The 22921-nt window shown below is 71.9% G+C and carries 19 protein-coding genes and 1 pseudogene; 10 read left to right on the forward strand and 10 right to left on the reverse strand.

Annotated features, from left to right (window positions below; translation table 11 throughout):
* The 8 genes and pseudogenes from DRV96_RS18865 to DRV96_RS15415 form a co-directional block, all read right to left on the reverse strand.
* Positions 1-132: pseudogene (locus DRV96_RS18865) on the reverse strand (IS256 family transposase); the annotation flags it as partial.
* 106 nt (positions 133-238) lie between these two features.
* Entirely contained in the window at positions 239-505 is a 267-nt protein-coding gene (locus DRV96_RS18175; RefSeq protein ID WP_162911100.1) for a hypothetical protein, read from the reverse strand.
* A 72-nt stretch (positions 506-577) separates the two neighbouring features.
* Positions 578-1867 (reverse strand): acyltransferase family protein, encoded by a 1290-nt coding sequence (locus DRV96_RS15390; RefSeq protein WP_119292748.1) that lies wholly within the window; start codon positions 1865-1867, stop codon positions 578-580.
* 12 nt (positions 1868-1879) lie between these two features.
* Positions 1880-2665, reverse strand: a complete 786-nt coding sequence (locus tag DRV96_RS15395) for an acyltransferase family protein (protein ID WP_119292751.1) — start codon at positions 2663-2665, stop codon at positions 1880-1882.
* 28 nt (positions 2666-2693) lie between these two features.
* Positions 2694-4403 carry an asparagine synthetase B family protein gene (locus tag DRV96_RS15400; RefSeq protein ID WP_119292753.1) on the reverse strand — a complete coding sequence of 570 codons (1710 nt, stop codon included), beginning with the start codon at positions 4401-4403 and terminating at the stop codon, positions 2694-2696.
* 156 nt (positions 4404-4559) lie between these two features.
* On the reverse strand, positions 4560-4976 hold the full coding sequence (locus tag DRV96_RS15405; protein WP_119292755.1) for a HEPN domain-containing protein: 417 nt from the start codon (positions 4974-4976) through the stop codon (positions 4560-4562).
* The gene (locus tag DRV96_RS15410; protein WP_336470525.1) at positions 4973-5527 is read right to left on the reverse strand and encodes a nucleotidyltransferase domain-containing protein; all 555 of its coding nucleotides are present in this window, start codon (positions 5525-5527) and stop codon (positions 4973-4975) included. Before DRV96_RS15410 ends, DRV96_RS15405 begins: the two co-directional genes overlap by 4 nt.
* The gene (locus DRV96_RS15415) at positions 5517-6755 is read right to left on the reverse strand and encodes a right-handed parallel beta-helix repeat-containing protein (RefSeq protein WP_162911101.1); all 1239 of its coding nucleotides are present in this window, start codon (positions 6753-6755) and stop codon (positions 5517-5519) included. The genes DRV96_RS15410 and DRV96_RS15415 overlap by 11 nt, the downstream gene beginning before the upstream one ends.
* Before the next feature lie 275 nt (positions 6756-7030).
* Here DRV96_RS15415 and DRV96_RS15420 point away from each other — a divergent pair, with 275 nt between their 5' ends.
* Positions 7031-10507 (forward strand): VanZ family protein, encoded by a 3477-nt coding sequence (locus tag DRV96_RS15420; protein WP_210757072.1) that lies wholly within the window; start codon positions 7031-7033, stop codon positions 10505-10507.
* Between the two features lie 23 nt (positions 10508-10530).
* Here the strand turns inward: DRV96_RS15420 and DRV96_RS15425 are convergent, their stop codons facing one another.
* Positions 10531-11847 (reverse strand): ligand-binding sensor domain-containing protein, encoded by a 1317-nt coding sequence (locus DRV96_RS15425; protein ID WP_162911102.1) that lies wholly within the window; start codon positions 11845-11847, stop codon positions 10531-10533.
* A 164-nt stretch (positions 11848-12011) separates the two neighbouring features.
* Positions 12012-13574: a protein adenylyltransferase SelO gene (locus DRV96_RS15430; protein WP_119292766.1), complete on the reverse strand. Its 1563-nt coding sequence runs from the start codon at positions 13572-13574 to the stop codon at positions 12012-12014.
* 165 nt (positions 13575-13739) lie between these two features.
* Between DRV96_RS15430 and DRV96_RS15435 the strand changes: the two genes are divergently transcribed.
* The 9 genes from DRV96_RS15435 (at position 13740) to DRV96_RS15475 (ending at position 22829) form a co-directional block, all read left to right on the forward strand.
* Positions 13740-14465: a TetR/AcrR family transcriptional regulator gene (locus tag DRV96_RS15435; RefSeq protein ID WP_119292768.1), complete on the forward strand. Its 726-nt coding sequence runs from the start codon at positions 13740-13742 to the stop codon at positions 14463-14465.
* Positions 14462-15526, forward strand: a complete 1065-nt coding sequence (locus DRV96_RS15440; protein WP_119292770.1) for a C4-dicarboxylate TRAP transporter substrate-binding protein — start codon at positions 14462-14464, stop codon at positions 15524-15526. The genes DRV96_RS15435 and DRV96_RS15440 overlap by 4 nt, the downstream gene beginning before the upstream one ends.
* A gap of 1 nt (position 15527) precedes the next feature.
* Entirely contained in the window at positions 15528-16091 is a 564-nt protein-coding gene (locus DRV96_RS15445) for a TRAP transporter small permease subunit (protein ID WP_119292772.1), read from the forward strand.
* Positions 16092-16099: 8 nt separating this feature from the next.
* Positions 16100-17422, forward strand: coding sequence for a TRAP transporter large permease (locus tag DRV96_RS15450; protein WP_119292774.1), 1323 nt, complete (start codon positions 16100-16102; stop codon positions 17420-17422).
* A gap of 20 nt (positions 17423-17442) precedes the next feature.
* The gene (locus DRV96_RS15455) at positions 17443-18492 is read left to right on the forward strand and encodes an SMP-30/gluconolactonase/LRE family protein (protein WP_119292776.1); all 1050 of its coding nucleotides are present in this window, start codon (positions 17443-17445) and stop codon (positions 18490-18492) included.
* A gap of 24 nt (positions 18493-18516) precedes the next feature.
* Entirely contained in the window at positions 18517-19320 is an 804-nt protein-coding gene (locus DRV96_RS15460; RefSeq protein WP_119292779.1) for a cyclase family protein, read from the forward strand.
* A gap of 1 nt (position 19321) precedes the next feature.
* Complete coding sequence (gene fahA / locus DRV96_RS15465; protein ID WP_119292781.1) at positions 19322-20647, forward strand: fumarylacetoacetase; 1326 nt, start codon at positions 19322-19324, stop codon at positions 20645-20647.
* Positions 20648-20752: 105 nt separating this feature from the next.
* The gene (locus DRV96_RS15470) at positions 20753-21904 is read left to right on the forward strand and encodes an adenine nucleotide alpha hydrolase family protein (RefSeq protein ID WP_119292783.1); all 1152 of its coding nucleotides are present in this window, start codon (positions 20753-20755) and stop codon (positions 21902-21904) included.
* Between the two features lie 679 nt (positions 21905-22583).
* Positions 22584-22829 (forward strand): hypothetical protein, encoded by a 246-nt coding sequence (locus tag DRV96_RS15475; RefSeq protein WP_119292785.1) that lies wholly within the window; start codon positions 22584-22586, stop codon positions 22827-22829.
* Positions 22830-22921: the final 92 nt, after the last annotated feature.

A 22921-nucleotide genomic window follows, 5' to 3' on the forward strand; every position in this document is an offset into this window, starting at 1 on the left:
CTTCTGGCCGGCGTCGATGCACAGGCCCAGGAAGGCGTGGCGGACATCGCGCAGCACGCCCTGCACGGGCAGCGAGATCTGAACCTGCGCAGCGGGCACGGCCCGCAACGACGACTTCGTGTGAGACTTCATCTCGGTGGCTCCTTCGGTTGCTTGCGAGGCAACCCGCATGCTCTCGCATGCGGGTCGAAGGAGCCGCCACCTCAGCTCACGCGTTCAACAGACTTTGGGACATCGCCTACGCTTGAGTGCCAGGGCCTTTGAACACTTGGGGCCTCAAATCGGCCTGGCAGTAAGGGGGCAGTTGCGCCAATTCGGCATCGGTGGGATTCCACTCGTTGCGGCCCTGGTAAGGATCCAGCAACTGCCCGTTGGCGCTGGTGACGACCACCATCAGGCCCGCCACAGCACCCGTACGCAGTGCAAGCGCGCTACGGCGCAAGTGCAACGGCATGACAAATGGAAAACGCGAATTCGGCTGCATCTGGCTAAGACTGGAACCCACCGGGCGATGGTAGCGCCCGCACCGCTGGCAGCGTGCCGGACGAATTGCACGATGAATCCCTCGGAGGCGGGTTCAAGGCGGCAGGTGCGTGACCATTTCTCGCAACGACGGCAGCAGGACGAAGTTGCCGTAGGGGCTCACGTGGTCGCCGTCGAAGAACAGCGGCCGCCTGCCGCGAAGGGCCTCGCAGGTTCGGGCGCTACACAGGACGGGCAGCGGATCCCACGTGGCGACCCGCGGGTAGGCCGCGGTCCATGCAAGGATCGCTTCCACGACCGGTGCACGGTAGCGCTCCTGCGCCTCGCGCTGCTCGACGAGACCGCCGCGGCACACCGGATTGGTGCGCGTGATGGCGTCGACGCACTGGAAGGGATGGGCGCGGAACACCGGTTTGGGCAGTTCGAAGACGACGTGCAGTCCAGCCGCAACGAAGGGCTCGAACCAGCGGGGGGCATCGAGCACGGCGGCCTGCAGCGCCCGGAGCTCGGCAGCCGTGCGCGCATACACGTCGGTGCGCAGCGAGGGGTCGAGCGCTTCGCGGGTCTCGCCGCCCAGATGGATCAGGCGCGGCAGCCGCAGCGATGGCAGCAGCACCACGTCACCAGGGCGGGCCATGGCCAGCACCGTGCGCTGGGCCGCGGTGGCGGCGGCGTGACACGGGGGGTCGGTGTCGGGCGTCAGCGGCGCCAGCAGGTCGATGTAGGCGCAGCCCGGGGCTTGCAGCACGTGCACGGTGCGACCTTGCTCGGCGCTCAGTTGCTCGAGCGTCGGCAGGTAGGCCACAGCGTGTGAATCGCCGATGACGAACAGCGTGGCACTGGCCTTTGACGAACAGCCCACGGTCAGGTAGCTGGTGATGCCGGCGGGCAGGGGGCCGAGGGGTGCGCTGCGCGTGGTGGGCTTGCAACGCCGCTGTGCGGCGAGCTCGGTCTTGAGCAGTTGGCGGTCGGCGTGCCAGTCGGGAGCGTTGCGCGTGGGGGTGCGCAGACCCAGCTGCGGCTGGGCCTGCTGGAGCGCGTGGCCGGCCGTCCAGCCGGCGCCGATCAGCACGGCAAAGCCGGCCAGGCGCAGCGCGACTGGTGCACGCCGCACGCGTGCGCTGTAGCGCAGCGGGTTCTCCAGCCACCGGAATGACGCCGCGGCCAGGGCGAAGCTCAGGGCCACTGCGAGCGCGTTTAACGGCCACACCGCAAGGCCCGTCGTCCACCGCATCAGGACGAAGATTGGCCAGTGCCAGAGGTACAGCGCATAGGAACGCAGCCCGATCCACACGGCCGCGGGGCTTTCCAGCATGCGCTGCAGCGGGCCCTGCGGCGCAGCGCCTGGCAGGCCGATCAGCAGCGCCGTGCCGGCCACGGCCACCGTCGCGCGGATTCACGGGTACGCGCCCGGCCGGGGCAGCACCATCGCGAGGAGCACGAGAACCAGACCGGCCCACCCCGCCCACCCGTACCAGCGCCGAAGCGAGGGGCGCAGGGGCGATACCCGCGCACCCCAGAGATACAGCAGCACGCCGCAGGCGAGCTCCCAGAAGCGGAATACGAGCTGGTAGAAGACGAACCGACTGCCGCGGGCCAGCCCGAAGGCATGGCAGGCGATGAACGATGCCGCGGCCAGCACCACGACGACGAGTATGGCGGTACGCCGGGTGCGGCGGTCGTGCACGGGGCGTAGCGCGAACAGCAGCACGAGTGGCACCACGAGGTAGAACTGCTCCTCGACGCCCAGCGACCAGGTGTGCGTGAACGGGTTCCACTCGGCGCGAGGCTCGAAGTAGTTGACGACCTGCCGGTCGAGCCACCAGTTGCTCAGGCCGAAGAAGGCCATCTGGCCCGTGGTTTCCGCAGCGCGGTTGAACCACGCCTTGGGCACCAGCAGCACGTACAGCGCCGTGACGATGACGAGCATCGCCACCAGCGCCGGGGCGAGGCGCGCCAGGCGGCGGGCGTAGAACTCGCCGAGGAACCGAGCACCCGCTTGATGCCGGTGGGCCGCCAGCGACGCCGTGACGACGTAGCCCGAGATGACGAAGAAGACGTCGACGCCGACGAAGCCGCCAGGCAACGCCGACGGCTGCAGGTGGTAGACCATCACGGCCAGCACCGCGAGCGCGCGCAGGCCGTCGACGTGCGGGAAGTAGGCCGTGCCGACGGGCTTCAAGGCGACGCTGCGCGGCCGCCGTTGGGGCTCAGTGCTCCTGCGAGCCGAGCCACTGCTCGAGCATCATCAGGATCCACACCATCTCGCCGTAGTAGCCGGGGTGCTCGACCAGCTGTTCGTCGAGCAGGTAGCGCACGAACGGCGCGCGCACGATGCCGCGCCCGGCGAGTGCGTGCAGCGAGTCGCGTGCGAAGGCCTTGAGCCCCTCGTGCCGCGTCGCCCACACCCCGAACGGCAGTCCGAACCCCTGCTTCTTCTTCGTGAGGATCTCGTCGGGCAGGAAGCCGCGCAGCGCTTCCTTGAAGAACCAGCGCAGCTTCAGGCCCTTGAGCTTGTAGTCGGTGGGCAGCGCCAGCGAGAAGTCGACCAGCGCCTGCTCGAGGAACGGGAAGCCCACGGCCACGCCTGCCAGTTGCGTGCTGCCGCGCACCTTCGGCAGGTCGGCCTCGGCCAGGGTGTAGCGCCAATCGTAGGCCAGCATGCGGTTGAGCGCGCTGGCGCCTTGCACCTGCTGCCACACGGCCTGCTGCTGGCGCAGCGCGTCGGCCTCGTCCACCTGCGCGAGGAAGTCGGGCGTGAAGACATTGTCCAGACCCAGGCGCAGCAGCAGGTTGTACTGCTGCATGCGGTCGGGCAGCGGCACCTTGGCCTGCTCGACGTAGCTGCGGCCCTTGCGCGCCAGCGGCAGCCGGCCCACCGGCGTGCGCTCGAGCACGGGCTCGAGCAGCCCGCGGCGCAGCGGCGCGGGCACGCCCTCGTACCAGCCGAAGACGCGCTGCTTCGCGTAGCGCGCGTTGCCGCCGAAGAGCTCGTCGCCACCGTCGCCGGCCAGCAGCTTGGTCACACCGTCGTCGTGCGCCATCTTCGCGCAGTAGTACGCGGGCAGCACGCTGCTGTTGCCGAACGGCTGGTCGTAGTGCGCGGCCACGGCCGGGATGCTTCGCACCAGGTCGTCGGGCGTCACGTAGTACTCGTGGTGCTCGGTGCCGAAGCGCTTGGCCGCGATGCGCGCGTACTGCATCTCGTCGTAGCCGTCGGCCTCGAAGCCGATGCTGTACGTGGCGGCACGCCCGGCCACGTCGCGGATCATGCCGGCCACCGTCGAGCTGTCGGTGCCGCCGCTCAGGAAACACGCCGGCTTGCTGCCGTCGAGCTGCGCGGTCACCGCGTCGCGCACGTGCTGGCGGAACTGCGCGGCCAGCGTCGAGAAGTCGGCGCGCTCGGGCTCGACGAAGCGCGGCACCCAGTACGGCTGCACGTGCACCTGGCCGTGGTCGAACCACAGCCCGTGCGCCGGCGGCAGGCGGCACACGCCCTGGAAGATCGTGCGCGGCGACGGGATGACGTGGAAGTACAGGTAGTCGAAGACGGCCTGCGGGTCGATCGCGGCGCGCGGCGGCAGCGCGGCGAGCTCGTCGGCGCGCTCGGCGAAGTGCATGCGCCCGTCGATGACGCGCCAGCACAGCGTGCGCATCGCGAAGCGGTCCACCGCGAGCAGCGCGCGCCCGCGGTCGTCGCGCACGCCCACCGCAAAGTCGCCCTGCACGCCGGCCAGCGCGGCGGGCAGCGCCGCCGCGCCGCCGCCCGCGACCACACGCGCGTGCAGCGCCTGCCACGCAGTGGCTGCGTCGGCGCCGCGCGCCAGGTGCGCCAGCGCGGTGTCGTCGAAGCGCGGCGCGCCCAGCGCCAGCGTGGCCACCGGCGTGGCGGTGCGGGGAACGGCGGTGGCAATGGTCATCGACGTGGAAGGCGGTGTGGCCCGGGGCTGGGCCGCGGGCGCGCGCGGGGCGCGGCTGCAGCGCGGGATGCTACCCGCCGCGTTCGGGGCGGCCTGCCCACCCCCCTGGATCGGGTGTGTGCGAATTCACCGCTTCGGCGCGGCGGCCGCGGGGCCTCACCGGCCGCCGGCGTCGAAGTGCGCGGTAGCGGCCACGACGCGCCGTGCGTCGTCGAGGGCCTGCTGGGCGGTCGCCCGATCGAACACCTGTTCCGGGATCAGGTCGGTGTCGCCGTAGAACGCGGCCTCGCGGTCGCGGCGCAGGCGGCGCGACAGCGCTGCGAACGCGGGCAGGTCCATCTGTAGCGCCGGTGGGAACTTGCTGGCATGCTCCAGCAGGATCTGGCCCACGTCGTGCCACTTGGGTGGGTCGATGCCCACCGCACGCAACATGCCCTTGAGCACCAGTTCGACGATTTCCTGCGCCTCGCGCACGACGTCCGGGAAGGCCTCGTGCTGCATCAGCACCTCGAGCGCCAGCAACCGCTTGGCCGAGCGGCTGAAGTAGCTGCGCGCGAGTTCGTCGGCAGTCATAACTCGATGCGATCGCCCCAGCGGAAGTTCGGCGCGAGCACCCAGTAGTAACCACCGGCCTTGCGCACGCGCTGCGCGCCGGCCGCGGCCAGGCGCGCGCCCAGCGCGTCGAGGAACTTCCGCAGGTGGCCATCCTCGTCGACGAGGATGCGCGCCTCGTCGACCATGTCCAGGAAGAGGAGGCTGCCTGCTTCCAGCTCGGTGGGCGTCTTCAGCACCGGCGAGACGATCGTGTCGACGCCGCTTGCGCGCGCCTCGGCCAGCAGCGGTTCGAGCAACGCGTCGACCGCTTCGAACTCGGCCATCCGCGCTCTGCGCCCTGCGGGCAGCTCGTCGACGACGAGCAGCACGTCGAGGTCCGAGTCGGGGCGCGGCGTGCCCCGCGCCACGGAGCCGAACACTGCCAGCGAGCGAAGGCGCCCGCCGTACACGCGGCGGCAGGCGTCGGGCAAGGCGGCGACCAGACGGTCGAAGGCTTCGAGATACACGGCAGGTGACGCGGGGTGCCGACCAAGTATGCCGCGTCGGCTTGGCGGCCCATCAAGGCGCACTGGTGGCCTGCAGCGCCCCGGGATGTCGGACCCCGCCGTTGAGCGCGGCGAGCGACCGGGGGTGCACGTACTCGTGCGTCGGGGCCAGCGGCAGGCCCTCGAACGCGCCGGGGTCGACAACCTTGCCGGCCACCGCGGCGCCGGGCGCGAGCCGGTAGTCCTCGCGCGCGGCGCGCACGAAGACGTCCCAGTCGACGTGGAGGTTGTTGACGTAGTCGCCGGGGCCGGCGGCCTCGAGCTTGCCGTCGTTGCCCACCAGCAGGTTGTTGACGGCCTTGATCGTCACCGGCGCGCCGTACTTGCCTTCGCCCTTCATCACGCGCACGAAGACGCCTTCCTTCGGCCGGTTGTCGACCAGCGTGTTGTGCGCGAGCACCAGCTTGTGCACGCTGCCCTCGAAGCCCTCGGCGCCGAACGAGATCATGATGCCATTCTCGCTCGTCGAGCTCTGCTGGATCACGTTACCGACGACGATCGCCACACCGCCGTTCGGGAACTCGAGCTCGTAGCTCGCGGTGCCGCCCATCTCGTCGGTCAGGCGGTTGTAGAAGATGTGGTTGACCGCCGCGCGGCTCTTGAGCAGGTGGCCGATGTGGCCGTGGTGGAAGTAGCTGCCGCGCACTGTCAGCTTGCCAATGGCGCCGACGTAGAGTTGGTGGTTGTGGCCGTCGAGGCGCTTGTTGTGCGCGAACTCGCTGCGCTCGACGACGAGCTCGGCCTTCGGGTCGTTGCCGGTGAGCAGCCCCATCTCGTTGTCGACGAAGCGGCAGTCGCGCACCGTGAGCTGCCCGGACTCGAAGCGGATGCCCGCGCCGTTGCGCGATGGCACGCGCGTGCCCTCGAAGTCGAAGCCCTCGATCACGACGCGCCCGCCGCGCACGACGAAGATCGCCTTGCCCTCGGCCGAGCCCCCGACCGCGATCATCCGCACCCGCCCGCCGACGGCGCGGATCGTCAGGTCGTTCTGCGTCCACACCGCGACGTCGCGGCGGTATTCGCCCGCATCGACCTCGATCGTGTCGCCGTCGCGGGCGCGCTTGGCGGCTTCGGCGAGGGTCTTGATCTCGCGCTGGGGGCCCACGTGCAGCACCGACGCGCCGTGGGCGGGGGCGTGCGGCGCGGCGGCTGCGGCGACCTTGCGCTCGCGCTCGCGCGCGACACCGCGGGCATCCGCCGGCTGCGCCCGCGTCGCGACCGGCATGAACAACCAGACGATGCTCGTGGCCACGGCCGCAGCGATCCGCCGCCGGGCGCGGCGCGCCGACGGGCCGAGTGAGGGCGTGCACTGCATGCAAACCATTCTGGCCGCGCCACCGCAAGCCGGCCACTCAGGGTTTCGGGGTGTCGGCATTCCTTACAAGGTCGCCACGGGAACGGACTTCCAAGCACGTGCAGTGCCAGCCTGGCGGGCCGCTGGCGCGGCCCGCAACGCGGCTGCGGTCTATGCTGTCGCACCTGCCCTTCGCCCGTGACCCCTTGACGACGCCAAACCCGCTTCGCCCCGTGGCCCCGGCGCGTCTGGCGCTGTTCGCGCTGGCCTACGCAGGCTTCGTCGTCTACGGCTCGCTGCTGCCGTTCGACCTGCGGCCGCTGGACGGAGGCGCGGCGTGGCTGCGCTTTCGCGAGATGCCCTATCTGCAGCTCGGCGTCGCGTCGCGCGCCGACTGGGTGGCCAACATCCTGCTCTACATCCCGCTGGCGTTCGCGCTGACCGGCGCCGTCGCCGGGCATGCGCGTTCGTCGGCGGCGCGGCTGCTCGGTGCGCTGCTCGCGGTGCTGCCGTGCATCGGGCTGGCGTTCGCGGTCGAGTTCGCGCAGCTGTTCTTTCCGCCGCGCACCGTCTCGCAGAACGACTTGATCGCCGAGACGATCGGCACGCTGATCGGCGCGGCGGCCTGGCTGGTGGGCGGCGAGCGGCTGCTCGGGCTGTGGCACCGCTTTCGCAGCGGCGGCGCGCACGCCTGGCGCGCGGTCCTCGCGCTGTATGTGCTCGCCTACGCGGCGCTGAGCTTCTTTCCGTACGACCTGCTGGTGTCGTCGCGCGAAGTCGCGGCCAAGCTCGCGAACCCGGGGCTGTCGGCGTTCGCGGTCGCCGGGGCCTGCGGCGGCGCGGTGGGCTGCGCGGTCAAGCTCGGCGTCGAGGTCGCTATTGCCGCACCGCTGGGCGCGTTGCTCGGGCTGGCTTTTCCGCGGTTGCGCGCCGGCTCGGCCTTCGCGCTGGGCCTGGCCGTCGGCGCGGTGATCGAGGCCGGGCAGATCCTCCTCGCCTCGGGCGTGAGCCAGGGGGTGTCGGTGCTCACGCGCGCGCTCGGGTTCGCGTGGGGGCTGGCGCTGCAGCGCGCGTGGCGTCCCGACGCGCTCGTGCGCCACCGCGACGCCGTGCGCACGGCGCTGTGGGTGGCCATGCCGCTGTACCTCGCGCTGCTGGCGCTGCTCAACGGTTTCACGGGGCGGCTCGAGTCGGCGTGGGTCGCGGCCGACAAGCTGGCGGCCACGCGCTGGCTGCCCTTCTACTACCACTACTTCACCAGCGAGACCGAGGCGATGTGGAGCCTGCTGGCCAACGCGGGCGCCTACGCGGTGGTCGGCATCTTCGCGTGGCTCGCGTGGCCCGACCGGCGCCGGGGCTGGCAGGCCGGCGTCGCGGCGGCCGCGCTGGCGCTGGCGGTGGAGGCGCTCAAGCTCTTCGTGCCCGGCAAGAAGCCCGACCCGACGAATGTGCTGATCGGCCTGGCCGCGGCGTGGGCGGTCAACGCGGTGCTCGTGCACCTGCAGCGCTCGGCGCTGGCGCAGACGCCTGCCGACGCGCGCCCGCGGGCGGCAGGCTGGGGGCGGCGCGGCGTGGCGCTGGCCGGCGGCGCCACGCTGGCCGTGCTGACGCTGGCGGGGGTGCTGATCGCGTCGCCGCACACCGAGGCGCCGGTCGACGAGTCGAAGCTGCCCCAGCTGCCGCCCGGCGAGGCGCTTCCGCCCGTGTCGCTGCCCGGCTTCCGCCACGCGCACCCGAGGCTGCCGCACCCGAGCGCCGCCGACGTCGCGCGCCTGCGCGCCGAAGGCCGGGGCTACCTCGACGAGATGCGTCGCCGCGCCGCGCGCGGCGACCTGTACGCGCGCACCGTGATGGAGTTCATCGAGCCCGGCAGCCAGGACCTGGCCGCGATGCACGCGCAGCTGGTGTCGATCGCGTATTCGTGGCGCGGACACGACCAGGTGCGCCCGGTCGCGCTGGCCTACGACTGGCTGCACGCGCGCTGGAGCGACGAGCAGCGGCGCACGCTGCGCGCGCAGCTGGCCGAAGGCTGCGAGTACCTCGTCAAGGTCATCCGCAGCGAGCGGATGTCGCCGTACAACGTGTACCTGTACAACGCGCCGTTCCAGGCGCTGGTGGCGTGCGCGCTCGCGCTGTGGGGCGACGACCCGCGCGGCGAGCCGGTGATGCGCTTCACGCACGACCTGTGGAAGCACCGTGTGCTGCCGGTGTGGCGGCAGGTCATGGGCCGCCACGGCGGCTGGCACGAGGGCGGCGAGTACGTCGGCATCGGCATCGGCGGCGCGGTCTACCAGGTGCCGGCGATGTGGCGCGCCGCCACCGGCGAGGATCTGTTCGCCACCGAGCCGGGGCTGCGCGGCTTCCTCGACTTCGTGCTGCACCGCACGCGGCCCGATGGCACGCACATGCGCCTGGGCGACGGCTCGTACTTCGACCGCCAGGTGCCCGACGCGCTGCCGCTGGCGATCGAGTACCGCCACGCCGCGGCGTACACCCGGCATGCACCGCGCCAGGTGGCGCCCACCGCGTGGCCGTGGGGTCCGCTGCCCGACGCGACGCTGCTCGACCCGCAGGCGCTGGGGCGGCTGCCGCTGGCGCGCCTGTTCGACGGCATCGGCCTCGTGACCGCGCGCAGCGACTGGAGCGAGCAGGCCACTTACGTGACCTTCAAGGCCGGCGACAACCACTGGTCGCACACGCACCTCGACCAGGGCAGCTTCACGATCTACAAGGGCGGTGCGCTGGCGCTGGACAGCGGCGCCAACTACGGGCTGCGCTACGGCTCGGACCACCACCTGAACTACAGCTACCAGACGATCGCGCACAACGCGATCACGGTCACCGACCCCGACGACACGGTGCCGGTGCCCGCCGCGCCGCGCGAGACGCCGCGCGCCATCGCCAACGACGGCGGCCAGCGCCGCATCGGCTCGGGCTGGGGTGTCGAGGCTGCGCCGCTGGACCTGGCGGAGTGGCAGGGCAAGCGCGCGATCTACGAGACCGGGCGCATCGCGCGCTACGCCGACGACGACGGCATCACGCTGGCCGTGGCCGACGTGACGGCCGCATACACCAACGAACTGTCGGGCAAGGGCACTTTCTCGCACCGCACGCGCCGCGTCGAGCGTGCGTGGCGCAGCTTCGCGTACGACCGCGTCGACGACGTTGTCGTGGTCTACGACGACGTCGTCGCGACGAAGCCGCAGTTCCGCAAGCGCTGGCTGCTGCACACGACGCTCGAGCCGCGCGTGGACGGGCAGCGCTTCGTCGCCGAGGTCGTGCCGGGACGAGGGGCAGGCCGGCAGGGCGGGCGCCTGGAAGGCCACGTGCTGCTGCCGCGCGCGGCCACGCTGCTCGCGATCGGCGGCCGCGGGCTCGAGTTCATCGTCGACGGCAGGAACTACGACGAAGACGGCAAGCTCGCCGATGCGGTCTACAAACCACAGCCACCGCAGCGCCCCGAACCCGGGCGCTGGCGGCTCGAGGTGATGCCGCCCACCGATGCCGCCGCCGACCGCTTCCTCGTCGTGATGCTGCCCGGCGCGTTCGGCGAGGCGCCGCCGCACCGCGTGCGGCTGGTCGAAGACGGCGACCGCATCGGCGCCGAGGTGGTCGGGCCGAGGCGCACGGTGCGCTACTGGTTCCGCCCGGGCGAGCTCGGGGCCGAGGTGCAGGTGCTGGCCGCCGGCGACGGGACCGTGCCGCGCTGAGCCGCGGCGCACGCGGCGGCGGCTCAGCCGCCGAGGTCCAGCTGCAGCAGCAAGGGCCGCTGGCCGCCGAGGCCGTTGGCGGCCCAGCCACCGACGTAGGCGCGGCCAGCGTTGTCGCGGCTGACCGAGCCGTACAGCAGCACCTTTTCGAGGCCACGCAGCTCGAGCGGGAACGCGCTCGCCACGCCGGTGGACGGTTCGGCGGCCGCCCACTGGAAACCGCCCCGCGCGTGGATGACGCCCGCGACCCAGCCGCGACCGCCGAGCGCGAACAGCGAGGGCGCATAGGCCGGTGCCTGCGCCGGCCACGGTCCGAGCGACGTGACGCGCGCGGGGCCCTCGGCGCGCGGCTCGATGCGGTACAGGTGGCCGACGTGCGTCGTGAACAGCAGGTTGCCGTCGGGCAGGTAGGCGAGCCCGACGATGCCGTGGTTGGCCTGCGGCGATTCGCGGCCCAGGTAATGCGCGAGCGGCGTCTCGCCGACCTCGCGCAGTTCGGCGTCGTACTCGACGAGGCTGGCCGTGACCGCGCCGTCGGCTCGCGCGCGCAATCGAGGCACGTAGGCGTGACCGCGCAGGTCGGCAAGGAAGTTGCGCGACACGTGGCCTGCGGTCGAGCCGACGACGACGCGGCGCGACTGGCCGGTGTGCGTGTCGAACTGGTGCAGCACGTGCCCCCAGTAGCCGAGCGCGTAGACGTGACGGCCCACACCGCTGACCGCGACCAGACCCTCGGGCGTGGCCAGCAGGTGCTGCCAGACGTGGCGGTCGGGGTGGATGCGCCACAGGTGCCCGCCCCAGCGCGGCGGCACGTCACCCTGCGCCGACTCGCCCTCTTCGTCGGTCGAGGCGAAGTACAGCCAGCCGTCGGCGGCGGGCACGATCTTCGAGTGGATCTTGTTCTGGCCGACGCCGGCGCGGGCCAGGCCCGTTTCGCGCAGACGATCGACGACGCTGCCGTGGTCGGTCCAGGCCTCGGTAGCGGGGTCGTAGGCGAACAGCCGCGCGCTCGACCCGGCGCCGGTCGTCGAGACGCCGACCCAGATGTGTCCTCGGAAGTCGCGTCCGGTTGCGCCCCAGATGCTTTGCGCGCCGGCGAACGGCGGCAGCTTCAGCTCGCGCACGCGCGGCGCGCGAAACGGGCCTTGCGCAGGCGGCACGAACACGCTGCCGGTCAGCTCTTCATAGCTGAGCGCAGGCGGCGGCACGTCGTCGCCGCCGCGCAGCGTGACGACGATTGCGACGGCGACCGCCGTCACGCCCAGCAGCGCGAAGGTCCACCAGCGCGCGGCACCGCGGCGCCGTGACGGGGGTCTGCGCTTCGCTGACGGAATGGACATGGTGACTGGTGACGGTCGCGCGACGGATCGGGGCAGCGGCAGCCGCCGGCGGCTCGCCGTGCGGGTGACGTGCCGGCGCAGTATCGGCGGCGATCCGCCGCCCGTCCAAGGCGCTGCGCCACCGGGTCTGGGGGTCGCCGACGTCCGTGCCGGCCCGCAGCGGCTCAGGTCCCGCAGAACGTGCGGTACGCCGCCGTCACGTGCGCCGGCGCCGGCTCGGCGTAGGCGGCGAGTTCGGGCGCGTCGTCGTACGGGCGCTTGAGCGCGGCGAGCAGGCGCTCGAACGGCGCGAGGTCGCCGTCGTCGCTGGCAGCCGCCAGGGCCTCCTCGACGCGGTGGTTGCGCGGGATCACGAGCGGGTTGACTGCGCGCATGCGCGCCGCGCGGGCGGCGGCAGCCTGCAGCGACGCCGCGCCGCCGTCGTCGAGCGCGCAGCGGGCGCGCCAGCGCGCGAGCCAGGCGTCGGGCGCCTGCGGATCGGCGAACAGCGCGCGCAGCGGCGCGTCGTCGCCGGCGGCGGCGTCGGCCAGGCGCCGCCACGCGAGCGTGAAGTCGACGCGCTCGGCTTGCAGCAGCGCGAGCCAGTCGGCCGCGAGCGTCGCGTCGGCGTCGTCGAGCTCGGCATCGCTGCGCTGCAGCCCGAGCTTGGCGCGCTGGCCCTGCAGCAGGGCGTGGCGGTACCAGGCCGGGAACGCGTCGATCACCTCGGTGGCGAGCGCGACGGCGCGCTCGGTGTCGTCGGCGAGCAGCGGCAGCAGCGCCTCGGCCAGCCGCGCGAGGTTCCAGCGCACGATGTGCGGCTGGTTGCCGAACGCGTAGCGGCCGTGGTGGTCGATCGAACTGAAGACGGTGCGCGGGTCGTAGGCCTCGAGGAACGCGCAGGGGCCGTAGTCGATCGTCTCGCCCGAGATCGTCGTGTTGTCGGTGTTCATCACGCCGTGGATGAAGCCCACGTTTATCCACTGCGCGACGAGCGCGGCCTGGCGCTGCGCGACAGCGCGCAGCAGTGCGAGGTGGCGCTGCGGCTCGCCGGCGAGCGCGGGGTCGTGGCGCGCGATTGCGTGGTCGGCGACGCGGCGCAGGCGCTCGACGTCGCCGCGCGCGGCGAAGAACTCGAACGTGCCCACGCGCAGGTGGCTCGCGGCCACGCGCGTGAGCACCGCGCCGGGCAGCGCGCGCTCGCGCCGCACGCGCTCGCCGGTGGCCACCACCGCGAGCGCGCGCGTCGTCGGGATGCCCAGCGCGTGCATCGCCTCGCCGACCAGCACCTCGCGCAGCATCGGGCCGACGGCGGCCTTACCGTCGCCGCCGCGCGAGAACGGCGTGCGCCCCGAGCCCTTGAACGCGATGTCGCGCCGCCGGCCGTGGCGGTCGACGACCTCGCCGAGCAGCAGCGCGCGCCCGTCGCCGAGCTGCGGCGAGAAGCCGCCGAACTGATGCCCGGCGTAGGCCTGCGCGATCGGCTGCGCACCGTCGGGCAGCACGTTGCCGGCGAGCACGGCCGCACCCGCGTCGCCGTCGAGCAAGGCGGCGTCGGCACCGAGCTCGTGCGCGAGCTCGCGGTTGAGGTAGAGCGTCTTCGGCGCCGGCACGCGCGCTGGCGGCCACGCGACGTAGGTGCCGGGCAGCTCGCGCGCGTAGGTGTTGTCGAACGCGAACACCCGCGGGCCGCGCGCGGCGTCGGGGGGCGTCTCGACCGGGGCTTCGCCGGCGGGCAGGGCGGTCATCGGGCGGAGGGCGGGCAGGAACGGATGCGCCAGTGTGCGCGATGCCGAGCGGCCCGGTCGGCGGCAGGGGCGCGACCGTGGCCAAGGGGTGCGGCCGCATCGGGGTTGACCCGGCGCGGGTTTGTACGCTTGTCAAAACTTTCGGTACGGCCGTTCAATCGCGGCATGCGCGCCCCCGTGCCAGCCACCGCCCGCCCCCGCCGCGCCGCGGCGCGTGCCGCCGCGCCCGAGCGCCGCGACCGCCGCGCCGACATCCTGCTCGCCGCCGAGCGGCTGTTCGCCGAGCGCGGCTACCACGCGGTGACGATCCGCCAGATCGCGCAGGCCGCCGGCGTGCCGCTGGCGCTGGTGGGCTACTACTTCGGCGCCAAGCACGAGCTGTTCCGCGCGCTGTTCGAGCACTGGAAGGGCACGATCGACGAGCGCATGGCGGGGCTGCGCGCGGCGGTCGACGCCGGCGGGCCCGAACTGCTCGAGCGCATCGTCGACGCCTTCGTCACGCCGGTGCTGCGGCTGCGCGCCAGCGCCGAGGGCGAGTTCTACGCGCTGCTCGTCGCGCGCGAGCTGCAGTACCGCACGCCCGGCGTCGACAGCGTGCTGTCGGAATACTTCGACCCGATGGCGCACGCCTTCATCGACGCGCTGCAGCGCGCCGCGCCGCACGCGACGCGCGCGCAGGTCGCGTGGGGCTACCAGTTCGCGCTCGGCGCGCTGCTGCACCACCTGTCGGACCGCCGTGTCGGCGAGCTGTCGCGCCGGCAGGCGCGGCCGAACGATCCCTCCGCCGCGCCGCTGCTGGCGGCGTTCATCACCGCGGGGCTCAAGGCGGTGCTGGCGGCGCCGCCCGCTGCCGCCCCGACTTCCACGACCCCAACCCGGAGACGCCCATGAAGCACCGCCTCGCCTTCCTCGTCGCCGCTGCCGCGCTGGCCGCCGGCGCCACTGCCGCGCACGCGCAGCAGGTCATCAAGCTGACCGCCGTGGCCGGGCACCCGCCGGCCTTCCTGTGGGTCAAGCTGCTCGACGAGTTCTACATCCCCGAGGTCGACAAGCGCCTGGCCGCGGCCGGCAACAAGCACAAGATCGAGTGGACCAAGGCCTGGGGCGGCACGCTCGTCAAGCTCGGCGGCGAGTCGAAGGGCATCGCCGACGGCGTCGGCGACCTCGGCTTCGTCAGCACCGTGTTCGAGGCACCGAAGTTCCCGCTGCAAAACGTCTCGTACTTCACGCCGTTCGGCACCGACGACCTGGGCCTGGTCACGCGCACGGTGGCCGACATGCAGAAGAACATCCCGGCGATGGCCGACGCGTGGACCAAGAACGGCCTCGTCTACCTCGGCGGCGCCGCCCTCGACACCTACCACCTGTGGACCAAGTTCCCGGTGACGAAGTACGAGGACCTGCAGGGCAAGAAGATCAGCGCACCGGGCCCGGCGGCCAACTGGATCCGCAACACCGGCGCGGTCGCGGTGGCGGGCAACCTCAACAGCTACTACGAGGACCTGAAGTCGGGCGTCTCCGACGGCGTCATCGTGTTTACGACCGGCGCGTGGGGCGCCAAGCTGCACGAGGTCGCGCCACACATCACCAAGGTCAACTTCGGCGCGATGTTCGCCGGCGGCATCGCGATGAACAAGTCGCGCTTCGACCGCCTGCCGCCCGAGGTGCAGCAGGTGCTGCGCGAGGTCGGCGACGCGTACTCGGCCGAGTTCGCGAAGGCGCAAAGCGCCGCGGCCGGCACGCTGATGCAGAACATGGCGGGCGCCGGTGCCAAGGTCGCCGACCTGAGCGAAGCCGAGCGCAAGCGCTGGGCCGACGCGCTGCCCCACGTCGCGAAGACCTGGGCCGACGACGTGACGGCCAAGGGCCTGCCGGGGCAGCAGGTGCTCGAGGCCTACATGGGCGGCCTGACGAAGGCCGGCGTCAAGCTGCCCCGCGACTGGTCACGCTGACGTGGCGCCGAGCCTCGACGCGCCGCAGCCGCAGGCCACGTCGTACGGCCAGCCGCTGCCGCTCGCGCTGCACCGCGTCACGGGCGCGATGAACGCGCTCGGCACGCTGTGGATCCTCGCGCTGATGGTGCTGATCAACGTCGACGTCGCCGGGCGCAACCTGTTCGCCGCGCCGCTGCGCGGCGTGCCGGAGCTGGTCGCGCTGTCGATCGTCGGCATCGTGTTCCTGCAGCTGGCCGACACGCTGCACCGCGGGCGCTTCACGCGCGCCGAGGTGCTGCTCGGCCACCTGCAGAAGGCGCGCCCCCTCGTCGCCGACGTGCTGCACGCGCTGTACCACGCGGTGGGCGCGGCGCTGATGCTCGTGATCCTGTGGGCGAGCTGGACGCCGCTCGTCGAGTCGGTGCGCATCCGCGAGTACACCGGCGCGATCGGCGACTTCCAGGCGCCCGTGTGGCCGATCCGGCTGATCACGCTGATCGGGCTGGGCATCACGGCGCTGTGTTATGTGCTGCTGCTGGCCGCCGACCTGCAGCGCGCGCTGTCGCGCCGCCGCAGCGCGTAAGAGAGCCGATGGACAACACGACGATCGCGCTCGGCTCGCTGCTGGTGATGCTCGCGCTGATCTACGCCGGCCTGCACGTCGCGATCGCGCTGGGTGTGGTCAGCTTCGTCGGCGTGTGGCTGATCCGCGACGACGTTACGGTGGCGGCCAACCTGCTCGCGCAGGCCGTCAGCGACGCGATCGCGAGCCACGTCTTCGGCGTCGTGCCGCTGTTCGTGCTCACGGGCTTCCTCGTGGCCTACGCCGACATCGGCAAGGACGCCTTCGACGTCGCCAACCAGCTGCTGCGCCGGCTGCGCGGCGGACTGGGCGTGGCCACCGTCGCGGCCAACGCCGTGTTCGCGGCGATCACCGGCATCTCGATCGCGTCGGCGGCGGTGTTCAGCCGCGTCGCGGTGCCGCAGATGGTGCGCTTCGGCTACCGCACGCGCTTTGCGGTCGGCGTCGTGGCCGGCTCGTCGGTGCTCGGCATGCTGATCCCGCCGAGCCTGCTGATGATCCTGTACGCGTTCATCTCGAACCAGTCGGTGGGCGACCTGTTCACCGCCGGCATCGTGCCCGGCGTCGTGCTCGCGCTGGCGTTCTCGGCAGCCATCGTCGCGCTCGCGCGCTGGCGCCCCGGCGAGGTGTTCGACACGGCGGCTGCTGTGGCCGGCGACGACGCCCCGGCGATGGGCTGGGGCGAGATGGCGCTCAAGACCTTCCCCGTCGTGCTGCTGATCGCCTCGGTGCTGGGCGGCATCTACACGGGCCTGTTCACCGCGACCGAGGCCGGCGCCGTCGGTGCGCTGGTGGCGCTGCTGATCGCGGTGCTGCGGCGCAAGCTCACGTGGCGCAGCTTCTGGGGCGTGCTCACCGAGACCGGGCACGTGACGGTGGCGGTGAGCTTTCTGATCATCTGCGCGAGCATCTACACGCGCATGCTCGCGATGAGCGGCACGCCGCAGGCGCTCGTCGAGGCGATGGCCGCCGCCGGGCTCGGCGTCACCGGCTTTCTCGTCGCCTACGTCGCGCTGATCCTGCTGCTGGGCACGATCGTCGACTCGTCGTCGATCATGCTGATCGTGCTGCCGCTGGCGCTGCCGCTGGCCGAGCAGTTCGGGCTGAACCCGATTTGGTTCGGCGTCGTCACGGTCGTCGCGGTCGAGGTCGGCCTGCTGACGCCGCCGTTCGGGCTGTCGGCCTACGTCGTCAAGAGCTCGCTCGCGGCGGCGCACGACGTGCCGATCGGCCACGTGTTCCGCGGTGCGGCGCCGTTCACGCTCGTGATGCTCGCGGTGCTCGCGCTGCTGATCGCGTTCCCGTCGCTGAGTCTGGTGTTGCTGAAGTAGCCCGCACGGAGGCCACGCCGATGCCCACCGCCAACCCGCTCGACGGCTTCGAGGTCGACCGCGCTGCGATCCGCACGATTGGCCGCGACCTGCAGCGCCCCGAGTGCATCCTCGCCGAGCGCAACGGCACGCTGTGGGCCGCCGACGCGCGCGGCGGCGTGATGCGCATCGCGCCCGACGGCACGCAGCAGTTCGTCGGCCAGCGCGTCGACGAGCGTTTCGCGACCGCGGCGGCCGACACGGCCGACGCGTTCGAGGCCAAGTTCACGCAGGGCACGCTGCCCAACGGCCTGGCGTTCGCCGCCGACGGCTCGATCCTGATCGCCAATTTCGGCACCGACCGGCTCGAGCGGATGACGCGCGACGGGCGCACGAGGACGCTGTATGACCGCATCGACGGCCAGCCGATCGGCAAGGTCAACTTCGTGCTGCGCGACTCGAAGCAGCGGCTGTGGCTGACGGTGTCGACGCGCGTGAACCCGTGGACCAAGGCCGCGTCCACGCGCGTGCGCGACGGCTACATCGCCGTCGTCGACGAACACGGCCTGCGCGTCGTCGCCGACGGCTTCCACTTCACAAACGAGGTGCGGCTCGACGCGGCCGAGCAGTGGCTGTACATCGTCGAGACGACGGGTCCGCACGTCACGCGCATGCGCCTGGACGAGCGTGCCGACGGCGTGCGCCTCGTCGACCGCGAGGTGTTCGGCCCGTCGCACCTGGGCGGCTACCCAGACGGCATCGCGTTCGACGCGCACGGCAACCTGTGGTGCACGCTGGTGATGGTCGACAAGCTCGTCGCGCTGACGCCGCAGGGCGACCTGCGCGTGCTGCTCGACGACGGCGACCCCGACGCGAGCCGCCACCTGCTCGCGAAGATGGCCGCCGGCGAGGTGAGTGCCGACGACATGGCGCGCGCCCGCGGCACGGTCGCGCCGTGGATGGCCAGCATCACGTTCGGCGGGCCCGACCTGCGCACCGTCTACGTCGGCAGCCTGCTCGGCACGACGATCCCGTACTTCCGCTCGCCGGTGCCCGGCCTGCCGATGGTGCACTGGCACGAGCGCCCGTAGCGCCGCACCCCCAGGAGGAGACCCATGACCCGCCGCTTCGTCGACCTGTCGATCTACCTCGAGAACGACGTGCTGTCGGACCCGCCCGGCTACGGCCCGAAGATCCAGTACTTCACGCACGGGCAGACCTTCGAGCAGATCGCGCCGTTCTTCCCCGGCCTCAAGAAGGAGGACCTGCCCGACGGCGAGGGCTGGGCGATCGAGCAGGTCACGCTGATCACGCACAACGGCACGCACCTCGACGCGCCGTACCACTTCCACTCGACGATGGACGCCAAGCTCGGCGGCCGCAAGCCCGCGACGACGATCGACGAGGTGCCGCTCGAGTGGTGCTTCCAGCCCGGCGTCAAGCTCGACTTCCGCCACTTTCCCGACGGTTACGTCGTCACTGCGGCCGACGTCGAGGCCGAGCTCGAGCGCATCGGCCACGAGCTCAAGCCGCTGGAGATCGTCGTCGTCAACACGCGCGCGGGCAGCCGCTACGGCGAGGCCGACTACGTCTCGGCCGGCTGCGGCATGGGCTACGAGGCGACGATGTACCTGCTCGAGCGCGGCGTGCGCCTGACGGGCACCGACGCGTGGAGCTGGGACGCGCCGTTCGTGCACACCGCGAAGAAGTACGCCGAAAGCCACGACGCCGCCCTGATCTGGGAGGGCCACAAGGCCGGGCGCGACATCGGCTACTGCCACCTCGAGAAGCTGCACAACCTCGAGGCGCTGCCGCCCGACGGCTTCTACATCAGCTGCTTCCCGCACAAGATCCGCGGCGCGTCGGCGGGCTGGACGCGCGCGGTGGCGATCTTCGACGACTCGCTGATGAAGGCGTGAGATGAGCGCGCTCGACCACACGCACGACCCGGCCGCGCGCAGCTGGCTGGCCAGCGCCAATGCACCCGGCACCGACTTCCCGCTGCAGAACCTGCCGTTCGGCGTGTTCCGCCGCGCCGGCAGCACCGAGCCCTGGCGCGGCGGCGTCGCGCTCGGCGACCGCATCGTCGACCTCGCGGCGCTCACCGCCAGTGGGCTGCTGGCCGGCGACGCGCAGCGCGCCTGCGCGGCGGCGGCGCAGCCGGTGCTCAACGACTTCCTCGCGCTCGGCCCCGCGGCGTGGCGCGCGCTGCGCCATGGCCTCTTCGCGCTCTTTGCCGACGGCGGCGCGGCGCAGCCGCACGCCGACGCGCTGCTCGTGCCGCAGGCGCAGGCCGAACTCGCGCTGCCGCTGCGCATCGGCGACTACACCGATTTCTACACGTCGATCCACCACGCGCTGAACATCGGCAAGCTGTTCGGCATTCCCGACGTGTCGCCGAACTTCCGCTGGCTGCCGATCGCCTACCACGGGCGCGCTTCCAGCGTCGTCGTCAGCGGCACGCCGGTGCGCCGGCCGATGGGGCAGATCAAGCCGCCGGGCGCCGACGCGCCGGTGTTCGCGCCGTGCCAGTGGCTCGACTACGAGCTCGAACTGGGCTTGGTCGTCGGCGTCGGCAATGCGCTGGGCACGCGCGTGCCGGTGGCCGAGGCCGACGCCCACCTGTTCGGCGTGTGCCTGCTCAACGACTGGTCGGCACGCGACATCCAGGCCTGGGAGATGGCGCCGCTGGGGCCGTTCCAGGCGAAGAACTTCGCGACCACCGTCTCGCCGTGGATCGTCACGCTCGACGCATTGGCGCCGTACCGCTGTGCCTGGGGCCGCGATGCGGGCGAGCCGCAGCCGCTGCCGTACCTCGATGCGCCGCAGGTGCGCGCCGCCGGCGCGTTCGACATCCGGCTGTCGGTGTGGCTCGAATCGGCCGCGCGGCGCGCGCGCGGCCTCGGGCCGGTGCGGCTAACCGAGACGAGCTTTCGCCACCAGTACTGGACGCCGGCGCAGATGCTCGCGCACCACACGGTGGGCGGCTGCAACCTGCAGCCCGGCGACCTGCTCGGCAGCGGCACGATCTCGGGCCCGACGCCCGGCGAAGCCGGCGCGATGATGGAGCTGACGCAAGCCGGGCGCGTGCCGCTGCGGCTCGAAGGGCCCGACGGCATGGTCGAGACGCGCGGCTTCCTCGCCGACGGCGACACCGTGATCTTCCGCGGCGGGTGCGAGGCCCCGGGGCGCGCACGCATCGGCTTCGGCGAGTGCCGCGCGACGGTGCTGCCCTGCCTTGCGTGAGGCGCTGCGGCGCGTCTTGAGCGCGGGCCAATTCATCACGCCCCGCTATCCTTGCGACCTCGCGCGTCGCACACCGTGTGCCACGTGCGATGTCAGGAGAACGACTTGGCGCAGCCCGTCGACCCCGTCAAGACCGCACGGCTGTTCGAGTTCTACGTGCGACGCATCTGGCCGTTGCAGCGCCGCTTCGTCGCATCGCGGCTGCGTCGGCGCTGTGTGCGCTGCGCCGCGTCGGAGGCGATGCTGCCGCTGAATGCGCAACAACTGTGCAGCGAGTGCGCGCGGCAGCCCTTGCAGCAGTCGGTGCTCCGACGCGAGCGCAACGCCGCGCTCGAGGCCGAACTCGCCCGAATCTTTTCGGCCGCCTGCGGCACCGGAGGCGGTGCGCATGACGCGCTGGTGATGTTCAGCGGCGGCAAGGACAGCTGCTACCTCGTGCAGCGGCTGAAGAACGAGCACCCTCGGCTGCGGCTGCTCGCCTGCACGGTCGACAACGGGTTCATGAGCCCTGTGGCCAAGCGAAACATCGACGAGGTGCTGCCCCGCCTGGACATCGACCACGTTTTCATCCGTCCGCGGCGCAGCTTCTACGTCAAGTTGTTTCGCTATGCGCTGACCCACCTGAACGCGGAGGGCAGCTACGGCACCGTCGACTTCAGCGACGGCGAGTTCATGCTCGATGCCGCCCGCAACCTCGCGTCCGAGAAGGGCATTCCGCTGATCGTGTGCGGTTACTCGCGCTACCAGGTCGAAAACGGCCTCGGGCTGCACCACTTCGAGTCGCCGCCCGAGCGCGAGCGCCAACCGCGCGTCGCGACGGCAGGGCTCGCGCTGACGGAGATCTTCGAGGACGAGGACGAACGCCGTCTGTGGTGGCAGGGACTCCGGCAGCCCGATGCACTGCTGCCGCGGCTCTTGTTTCCGCTGTACGCCTGGGATCTCGAGGAGGAGGACATCAAGCGCCAGGTCGTCGCTTGGGGGTTGATGAGCGCGCATGACCAGAGCCCCATCGTCACCAATCACCGACTCATTCCGCTGCTCGGCGTCGTCGACGTCCATCGGTTCGGCTACAGCAGCTTCGAGAAAGAGTTCTGCCGGATGATCCGCGAGGGCAAAGCCGACCGCCGCACTTGGCAGCACACCTTCGAGTTCCTCGAGTACACGTCGAGAACCGGCTTGTTCGTCAAGCCGCTGGTACTCGACCTGCTTGCCGAGCTCGGTTTGACGGCCGAAGACGTGGGGGTGCGCTTCGATTGACGACGGCCCGACCGTGCGACGGACGCGGTCACGGCGAAATGGCCGCGTCTTGCTGAGTACGACCCTCGTTGCAGACGGGGCACCGTTGCCTGCTGGCCTTGGCGCTCGCGGTCGCCGCTGCGTGTGCCGACGTCCCTGCAGATCGAGCCTTCGTCGCAGCAGCCGCGGTGGCAACCGGCACCGACTTGTACTGACGGTGTGCGTGTGCCTTGACTTCGCAGTCGGACAGCGCGGCGGCTGTTCGGGCGAGGGCATCGACGGCGTCGGTCGACATTACCGACCGGCCACCGGGCCATGCGGCCCACGCGACCATCGTCGCGACGCTGCCTCGCTCGGGAAGGCGGCGGCGTGACGGCGCTTTTCGGCGCCGCCATGCAAGTGCCGTTTCGGCACCCGCTCAGGCAGCTGCGTGACGCGATCGACAAAGGCGAGAAGTCGCACAGGAGCGGGTGGGGCCACGTTGCCTGTACGCTGACTGTCCCACGGCGGCTCTCGGTCGATGACCAGTCGCGCGAGGCGATCCGGGATCGCGACTGGTGCGGGCAATGGCCCTTTCGGCAGCCGGTGCACGTGAACGCCGTCACGCCGCCGGCCGCTGCGCACGGCCGGTCATGGGCCCGTCATGCAGCTGCCATCGGTGCCGCGGCACACTGTCGACCTCAGCTGTAGGGGGAAGACCATGGCGCTGTATCGGGTGCTGGACGCCAACGGCCAACGAATCATGCTGGTCGACGCCGTCGGCCGGCGCCACGTCGCGCGGGCGCTGCACCACGCGCTGCCGGTGGGCGCCGAATTGCACGGCCCGCGTCCGCTGCCCGGCTTCGCGATCCTGTCCGACGCGTCGTCGCGGCGCCTGTGCCGCGTGATCTTCGAGCAGGTCGACTGCGGCGACGGGGCGCCGTCCGCCGGGTCGCGCCTGCAGTGAGGCCGCCGGCATCTTCCCGCGCGTCCTTCCGCCTGCACTGCATCCGCTGACGATGCCGCTCGACGGCCGGTGACCCTGCGGGCCGGCTGCCG

This window comes from Azohydromonas sediminis (assembly GCF_003574675.1).
Lineage (GTDB): Bacteria > Pseudomonadota > Gammaproteobacteria > Burkholderiales > Burkholderiaceae_C > Calidifontimicrobium > Calidifontimicrobium sediminis.

Bases quoted from the DNA above. Each gene is read 5' to 3' on its own strand.
- DRV96_RS15430 (WP_119292766.1), bottom strand. From the start codon at position 13,574: ATGACCGCCCTGCCCGCCGGCGAAGCCCCGGTCGAGACGCCCCCCGAC.
- DRV96_RS15460 (WP_119292779.1), top strand. From the start codon at position 18,517: ATGACCCGCCGCTTCGTCGACCTGTCGATCTACCTCGAGAACGACGTG.
- DRV96_RS15400 (WP_119292753.1), bottom strand. From the start codon at position 4,403: ATGACCATTGCCACCGCCGTTCCCCGCACCGCCACGCCGGTGGCCACG.
- DRV96_RS15455 (WP_119292776.1), top strand. From the start codon at position 17,443: ATGCCCACCGCCAACCCGCTCGACGGCTTCGAGGTCGACCGCGCTGCG.
- DRV96_RS15405 (WP_119292755.1), bottom strand. From the start codon at position 4,976: ATGACTGCCGACGAACTCGCGCGCAGCTACTTCAGCCGCTCGGCCAAG.
- DRV96_RS15440 (WP_119292770.1), top strand. From the start codon at position 14,462: ATGAAGCACCGCCTCGCCTTCCTCGTCGCCGCTGCCGCGCTGGCCGCC.
- DRV96_RS15475 (WP_119292785.1), top strand. From the start codon at position 22,584: ATGGCGCTGTATCGGGTGCTGGACGCCAACGGCCAACGAATCATGCTG.
- fahA (WP_119292781.1), top strand. From the start codon at position 19,322: ATGAGCGCGCTCGACCACACGCACGACCCGGCCGCGCGCAGCTGGCTG.
- DRV96_RS15425 (WP_162911102.1), bottom strand. From the start codon at position 11,847: ATGTCCATTCCGTCAGCGAAGCGCAGACCCCCGTCACGGCGCCGCGGT.
- DRV96_RS15450 (WP_119292774.1), top strand. From the start codon at position 16,100: ATGGACAACACGACGATCGCGCTCGGCTCGCTGCTGGTGATGCTCGCG.
- DRV96_RS15435 (WP_119292768.1), top strand. From the start codon at position 13,740: ATGCGCGCCCCCGTGCCAGCCACCGCCCGCCCCCGCCGCGCCGCGGCG.